Source organism: Mizugakiibacter sp. (assembly GCF_039680435.1).
GTDB lineage: Bacteria > Pseudomonadota > Gammaproteobacteria > Xanthomonadales > Rhodanobacteraceae > Mizugakiibacter.
Genome location: NZ_JBDKSX010000097.1, coordinates 1 through 7,211, shown reverse-complemented (window position 1 = coordinate 7,211; position 7,211 = coordinate 1). Strand labels below are relative to the sequence as shown.

5 protein-coding genes and 1 tRNA gene are annotated in these 7,211 nt (G+C 75.8%); 4 read left to right on the top strand and 2 right to left on the bottom strand.

Translation table 11 applies throughout. The features are described from left to right. On the bottom strand, positions 1 to 1,418 hold a 1,418-nt coding region (locus ABFC67_RS10570), incomplete at its 3' end, for a DEAD/DEAH box helicase (RefSeq protein ID WP_346737993.1). A gap of 253 nt (positions 1,419 to 1,671) precedes the next feature. Between ABFC67_RS10570 and ABFC67_RS10565 the strand changes: the two genes are divergently transcribed. Next, positions 1,672 to 1,745: transfer RNA gene (locus ABFC67_RS10565), tRNA-Arg, on the top strand. A gap of 80 nt (positions 1,746 to 1,825) precedes the next feature. Beyond that, the gene (locus ABFC67_RS10560; RefSeq protein ID WP_346737992.1) at positions 1,826 to 2,254 is read left to right on the top strand and encodes a hypothetical protein; all 429 of its coding nucleotides are present in this window, start codon (positions 1,826 to 1,828) and stop codon (positions 2,252 to 2,254) included. Here ABFC67_RS10560 and ABFC67_RS10555 read toward each other — a convergent pair. Next, entirely contained in the window at positions 2,251 to 2,718 is a 468-nt protein-coding gene (locus tag ABFC67_RS10555) for a hypothetical protein (RefSeq protein WP_346737991.1), read from the bottom strand. The genes ABFC67_RS10560 and ABFC67_RS10555 overlap by 4 nt on opposite strands. A gap of 306 nt (positions 2,719 to 3,024) precedes the next feature. On the opposite strand from ABFC67_RS10555, the gene recC reads away from it, so the two are divergent. After that, on the top strand, positions 3,025 to 6,285 hold the full coding sequence (gene recC / locus ABFC67_RS10550) for an exodeoxyribonuclease V subunit gamma (RefSeq protein ID WP_346737990.1): 3,261 nt from the start codon (positions 3,025 to 3,027) through the stop codon (positions 6,283 to 6,285). Next, the coding region (locus tag ABFC67_RS10545) for a UvrD-helicase domain-containing protein (RefSeq protein ID WP_346737989.1) at positions 6,282 to 7,211 on the top strand (930 nt) is incomplete at its 3' end. The genes recC and ABFC67_RS10545, both read left to right, overlap by 4 nt.

Sequence of the window (7,211 nt, the reverse complement as noted above, 5' to 3'; positions counted from 1 at the left end):
CCGTAGCGCTCACCGGCGACGAACGGCAGCTCGAAGGCGGCGCAGCGCAGGTGGTCGAACAGGATCAGCGGCTGGTTGGCGTCGATGCGCGCGTGCTCGGGCGGCGCGTCGCGGAAGAACTCCGGATGCCGCACCAGGTACTGGTCCAGCGGATCGCTGGAGGCGACCAGCACGCCGAGCGCGGTCTGCCGGCGGCGGCCGGCGCGGCCGAGGCGCTGCCAGGTGGCGGCGATCGAGCCGGGATAGCCGTTCAGCACCACCACGTCGAGGCTGCCGATGTCGACGCCGAGCTCCAGCGCGGAGGTGCTGACCACGCCGTCCACCTCGCCGGCGCGCATCGCCCGCTCGGCGTCGCGGCGCTCGGTCGGCAGGTAGCCGCCGCGGTAGGCGCGGATGCGCGCCGGCTTGCGCGGATCGTGGTCGAACACGTCCTTCAGGTACTTGGTCAGCACCTCGACCATCAGCCGCGACTGCGCGAACACCAGGGTCTTCAGCCCGGCGCCGATGGCGAGGCGCGCGATGCGGTTCGACTGCGAGCGCGCCGAGGCGCGCAGGCCGAGGTCCGGGTTCACCACCGGCGGATTCCACAGCAGCACGTGCTTCTCGCCTGCGGGCGCGCCGCTCTCGGTGATCGCGCGCACCTCCGCCTCGACCAGCGCCTCGGCGTGCGCCTGCGGATTGCCGATCGTCGCCGAGCAGAGGATGAACTGCGGCGCGACGCCGTAGAACGCGCACACGCGCTTCAGCCGCCGCAGCACGTTGGCGACGTGCGAGCCGAACACGCCGCGGTAGGTGTGGATCTCGTCGATGACGACGTATTTCAGGTTCTCGAAGAACTGCGCCCACTTGGTGTGATGCGGCAGGATGCCTTGGTGCAGCATGTCCGGATTGCTGACCACGATGTCGCCGTGCAGGCGGACTGCCTGGCGTGCGTCGCCGGGGGTGTCGCCGTCGAAGGTGCAGGCGCGCACGCCGAGCCCGCCGGCGCGGTTCAGCTCCAGCAGCTCGGCCACCTGGTCCTGCGCCAGCGCCTTCGTCGGGAAGAGGTACAGCGCCTTGGCGCGCTGCTGCATCGCCGCGGCCAGCACTGGCAGCGTGTAGCAGAGCGTCTTGCCGGAGGCGGTCGGCGTCACCACCACGACGTGGTCGCCGCCGCGCACCGCCTGCCAGGCCTGCGCCTGGTGGCTGTACAGGCGTTCGATGCCGCGCGCCTTCAGCGCCGCGGCCAGCGCCGGCGGCAGCTCGGGCGGCAACGGCGCGTACTGCGCCGGCCGCGCCGGCAGGTGCAGCGCGCCGGTGATGCGGTCGGCGTACTTGCGGCGGATGCGCTCGGCCAGGCGCGCGCCGTCGCGCGCCAGCGCGCGCGGCTGCGGGGCGAGCGGATGCGGGTCGGGAACGGGGAGCGGTCGTGCGGCCATCGGGATGCCTCCGGACCGCGAGCAGACCGCGCGGCGATCTCACCGCGTGAGACGGCAGCGGCGACACGCGCTCTGCCGCATGCACGCCCGCGGTTTCACATGCCTGCACCACCGGCGTACAGCGAGGGTCTGCGCGCAGGCAACGGCAACGCCGCGCGCGCAGCTGCGAGAGCCCCGGTGCAATACCCGGCAGGACGCGAGCGAATTGCGCCGACGGCGCGCTGCGGCGATTCCATGCGACAATCCCGAAGACGCGCCCGTAGCTCGGCTGCATAGAGTGCCGCCCTCCGAAGGCAGAGGTCGTGGGTTCGAATCCCGCCGGGCGCCAGTTCCGCTACCACGCGCGAACGCATGCGGCGCTGCCCCGCTCGCGGCGCGACGCCGATGCGGCGCAAGAGGCGAAACCGATGCCCAGCGCATGCGACACGCGGCGGCCCGAGGTTGGCTGGCTTCGCGAGAAGGCGGCGCTGCGCCGGCTGGCCGAAGGCGCGCCGCCGCCGGACCACGCCACCGCCTGCGCGCTGGCCCTGCGCTGGCTCGATCTGCCCGCGGCATACAAGCCGAACGCCGCGTTCCGCGGCGCGGCATCGCAGGCGCGCTGCCGCATGGGCTTCGTGCAGTGGCTGGCGCGCGGCGACGCGCGCGCGTTCCTGGCGGCCTTCCGGGCGGCATGCCCGGCCGAGGCCGACGCGTTCGCCGATCAGGCGCGAACGATCGCGGAGGAAGAGAGCGCCTGGTACGACGGCCTCGCCGACGGCGTAGCGGCACCGGGCCACGGCATCGCCCAGGGCATCCGCGACTGCGCGGCGGAACTGAGTGCGGCGTCCTCAGCCTAATCGGGCAACGCCCACGCCTCGGCGCGCCCCAGCGCGCGCGTCCACGCCGCGAAGGCGGCGAACGCCGCGCCCAGCGCGAACGAGGCCAGCACCAGCCAGGCGCCGGTCGACACGCCGCGCATGAAGATCGTCGGGACCAGCGCCAGCATCCCGCCCACGGCCAGCGCCAGCAGCACCACGAACGCCACGCGGCGCGGCGTCCAGCCGCGCACCTGGCGCTCCGGCTGCGACTGCAGCAGCGCCCAGCAGGCGTGCGCCTCGGCGGCGAACACGAACGTCGCCACGCCCAGCAAGCCGGCTACCAGCGTCGCCGCGGCAATCAGCTCGAGCCAGCCCAGGCTGGCGCCGGCACGATGCGCCGTCAGCTGCAGCGGCGGGCCGGACAGGCTCGCATACAGCAGCGCCGCATGCAGGCCGCGTCCCAGGCGGAGTTCACGGCAGTGTGGCGGTGCTGCGTGGTGCATGGCATGGCTACTCGTTGTGCCGGCAGGGCGTCGGAACGGCGGCCGGTTTCCGCCGCGACGCGCACGCCGCGGCCCTTGCCCGCTATATCGGCCGACACCGCGCGCCGGACAAGGCGAAACGGCGCGTTTTCACAAAAATTCAGATGGTGGCGGCGGAACGTGCCGCAAGCCTCCGCCGGGGCGCCCCCGGCGCACGCTGCGTTCGCCGGCGGAAACGCCGCGGCGCGCGGACCGCCGCCGTCGCGACCGCTGCGACCGCCGCATGCATACTTGCGCGCGGACCTGACACGCGACGGACGGCCCCGGGTGTTTTCCCTGATCTACGCCAACGACAGCGCCAAGCTCGCCGCCGAACTCGGCGCGCGCCTGGCCGCGCGCACGCGCGCCGCGCCGTTGCTGCCGGCCACGGTGCTGGTGCCGCAAGCCGGACTGCGGCGCTGGCTGCAGGTGCACCTGGCGGAAACGCGCGGCATCGTCGCCAACGTCGCCTTCCGCGCGCCGGCCGAATTCGCCTGGGACCTGCTGCACCGCTGGCGGCCCGAGCTGCCCGCGCAGTCGCCGTTCGATCCGGCGCGCCTGCGCTGGCACCTGCTGGCGCTGCTGGAGGCGCCGCTGGACGACGCGCCCGCGCTGGCGCCGCTCGCCGCCTACCTTGCCGACGGCGACGCCGCGCGCCGCTTCGCCCTGGCGTCCGAGCTGGCGCGCACGTTCGAGCGCTACCAGGCCTACCGCCGCGAGCGCGTGCTGGCCTGGGCGCGCGGCGCCGACGCCGGCGACTGGCAGGCCGAGCTGTGGCGACGCCTGCTCGCGCGCGTCGGCGGCAGCTACCGCGCCGCGCTGATCGAGGACTGGCTGGCCGCGTTCCAGCGCGGCGCCGCCGCACCGCCCGGCCTGCCCGGCCACGTCGGCGCATTCGCCTGCAGCAACGTCTCGCCCGACGTGCTGCGCATGCTCGGCGTGGCCGGCCGCCACGCCGACGTCGACTTCTACTTCCCGACGCCGTGCCGCGAATACTGGGGCGACCTGCCCGCCTCGCGCCGGCTGGTGCGCCGCGCGCTCGCCGAAGGCGGCGACGACAACCCGCTGCTGCTGGCGCTGGGCGGCGCCGGCGCGGCCTTCGTCGAGCAACTGTTCGGCTACGAGCAGGTGCAGCCGGAGGAGGAGCTCGACCTGTGCGACGAGGCGCTGGATCGCCGCAGCCTGCTCGGCCGCGTGCGCGACGACGTACTGGCGCGGCGCGCGCCGCGCGCCGACGAACGCGTCGCCGCGCCCGACGGTTCACTGCAGTTCCACCGCTGCCACTCGCCGCTGCGCGAGGTACAGGCGCTGCACGACCGCCTGCTGGCGCTGTTCGAGGCCGACCCCACGCTGACGCCGCGCGACATCGCGGTGATGACGCCCGACGTCGCCGCCTACCGCCCGCACGTCGAGGCGGTGTTCGGCAGCCTCGACGAGCGCGATCCGCGCCACATCCCCTACAGCATCGCCGACGTGCCGGCGGCGGCGACGCATCCGGCGCTGGCGCTGTTCGCGCGCCTGCTGGACGTGCCCGCCTCGCGCTGGACCGCCACCGAGATCCTCGACGTGCTGGCCGTGCCCGGCGTGATGCGCCGCCACGGCCTCGACCGCGACGGCCTCGAGCGCGTGCAGCGCTGGGTGCGCGAGAGCGGCGTGCGCTGGGGCGCCGACGAGCGCGCGCGCGCCGCCACCGGCGGCTACCGCGAATACAGTTGGGCGTTCGGCCTGGACCGCCTGCTGGCCGGCTACGCCAGCGGCGACGACACCGCGCTGATCAGCGGCGTCGCGCCCTACGCCGACATCGAGGGCGCGGCGCTGGCCGATCTCGACGCCCTGCTCGGCGTGCTGGCGGCGTGGCGCGCGCTGGCCGGCCTCGGCGCGCGGCGCCTGAGCGCGGCGGCGTGGAGCGACGTGCTGGCCGCGCAGTTCGACGCGCTGTACGCGGAAGCGCCCGACGACGCCGGCGAGGCGCGCGCGCTGCGCCTGCTGCGCGGCGCGCTGGCCGCGCTGGCCGAGGACTGCGCGGACGCCGCCTACCCAGGCCCGCTCGAATGGGCCACGGTGCGCGCGTTCCTGCTGGAACGCCTGGCCGACGCCGACCCGCAGCAGCGCTTCTTCCAGGGCGGCGTGACCGTGTGCGGCATGGTGCCGCTGCGCGTGGTGCCGTTCCGCGTGATCTGCCTGCTCGGCATGGACGAGGACGCGTTCCCGCGCCGCGACGGCGACAGCGACCTCGACCGCATCGCCGGCGAGCGCCGCGCCGGCCAGGCGCGCCTCGGCGACCGCTCGCTGCGCGAGGACGACCGCTTCCTGTTCCTGCAGCTCGTCTGCGCCGCGCGCGACGTGTTCTACGCGAGCTGGGTCGGCCGCGATCCGCGCAGCAACGAGCCGCGGCCGCCGGCGCCGGTGCTGGACGCGCTGATCGCGCTGCTGCGCGAGCGCTACCTCGTCGCCGCCGACGCGCCGATCGTCGAGCATCCGCTGCAGCCGTTCGACGCGCGCCTGCTCGGCACGCGCCGCGACGCGCCGCTGTTCACCTACCGCAACGCCTGGACGCGCGCGGCCGGCGTGCGCGGCTTCGACGCCGTGCCGCCGTTCGCGGCCGCGCCGCTGCCGGCCCCGGCCGCGGAGGCGTCCATCGACGACGTCCGGCTCAAGCGCTACTTCCGCGATCCCGCCGCGGCGTTCCTGCGCGAACGTCTCGGCCTCGATCTCGCGCAGGCGGAAACGCCCGACGACGAGGAGCCGCTGGCGCCCGACGACGGCCTGCTGCGGCATCGGCTGGTCGCCGCGCTCGGCGACGCCGTCGCGCGCGGCGTGGACGCCGACCCGCGCACGCTGGCGCCGGCACTGCGCGCACGCGCCATGCTGCCGCCCGGCGACCTCGGCACGCTGGCGCTCGAGGCGGCGCACGCGCGCGCCGCGCCGCTGCTTGCGGCGCTGCGCGCGATCACCGGCGGCAAGCCCGCGGAGCCGGCGCGGCCGCTGCGCGTCGACCTCGGCGGCGGCGCGGCGTTCGCCGCCACGCTGGACCGCTGCTGGTCCGGCACGCGCCTGTATCTGCGCCCCGGCAAGCTCGACGGCCGCCACGTGATCGACGCCTGGATCGACCATCTGGTGCACGCGCTGGCGCGCGGCGCTGGCGCGCGCACCGTGCTGCTGCATCTCGACAAGGACGGCGCGGCGGCGCAGCTCGCGTTCGCCGGCCTCGACGCGGAGCGCGCGCGCGCCGCGCTGGCCGCGCTGCTCGACTGGCGCCGGCGCGGCCTGCAGCAGCCGCTGCCGTTTTTCCCGAAGGCCTCGTGGCGCTGCGCCGAACGCGAGGACGCGAACAAGGACGGCTTCGCCGCGTTCGTCGAGGAGGCGAAGGCCGAACGCAGCGACTTCGCGCGCAGCGAATTCGACAGCGACGCCGTGCGCATCGCCTGGCGCGGCGTCGAGCTGCCCGGCGCGCACGACGGTCCGCTCGCCGCGCGCCTGCGCGCGACGGCGCGCGAGATCTTCGCGCCCGCGCGGCGCGCCCTGCGCGCGGCGGAGGACGCGGCATGAGCGAGCCGCTCGACGCGCTGGACGTGCCGCTGGACGGCGTGCGCCTGATCGAGGCCAGCGCCGGCTCCGGCAAGACCTGGACGCTGGCGACGCTGTACCTGCGCCTGCTGCTGGAGCGCAAGCACGCGCCCGAGCGCGTGCTGGTGCTGACCTTCACGCGCGCGGCCACCGCGGAACTGGCCGAGCGCCTGCGCGCGCGCCTCGAACTGGCCGAGCGCCTGCTGGACGACGACGCCCCGACCGCGGCGCGCGCCGACGACGGCGCCGAGGCCGCCGCCACCCGCCGCGTGCTGGCGCAGGCGCTGGTCGCCTGGGACGGCGACCTCGACGGCCTGCGCCGCCACGCGCGCGCGGCGCGCCACGCCGGCGACCTCGCCGCGATCGGCACGCTGCACGGCTTCTGCCAGCGCGCGCTGCGCGAGATCGGCTTCGCCGCCGGCGCCTCGCTGGAAGCGCACGCGCTGATCGAGAACGAGCAATCGCTGCGCGAGGAAGCGGTCGCCGATTTCTGGCGCGCACGCGGCGCGCGCGACGCGGCGGCGGCACGCCTGCTGGCCGGCACCTGGGGCGCGCCGCGGAAGCTCGCGCGCGTGCTCGGCAGCGCGCGCTGGGAGAATCGCGAGCTGCGTGCGCCGACCGGCAACGACGCGGCGCCGGCGGCGGCGGCCGGCGCGCTGGCCGCTGCCGCCGATGCGCTGGCCGCGCTCGACGAGGCCGGGTTTGCCGGCGCACGGCAGGCCATCGAGCGCGCGACCGTGCGCAATACGCGCACCGCGAAACTGAAGGCGCTCGAACGCCTCGCCGCCGCGGTGCGCAGCGACGCGGCGTTCGATCCGCCCGACGCATCGCTGCTCGCCGAGGCGGCCAAGCTGCTGCCGACGGCCTTCACCGGCAGCCAGGCGCTGGCCGTCGCCGAGGCCCCCGCG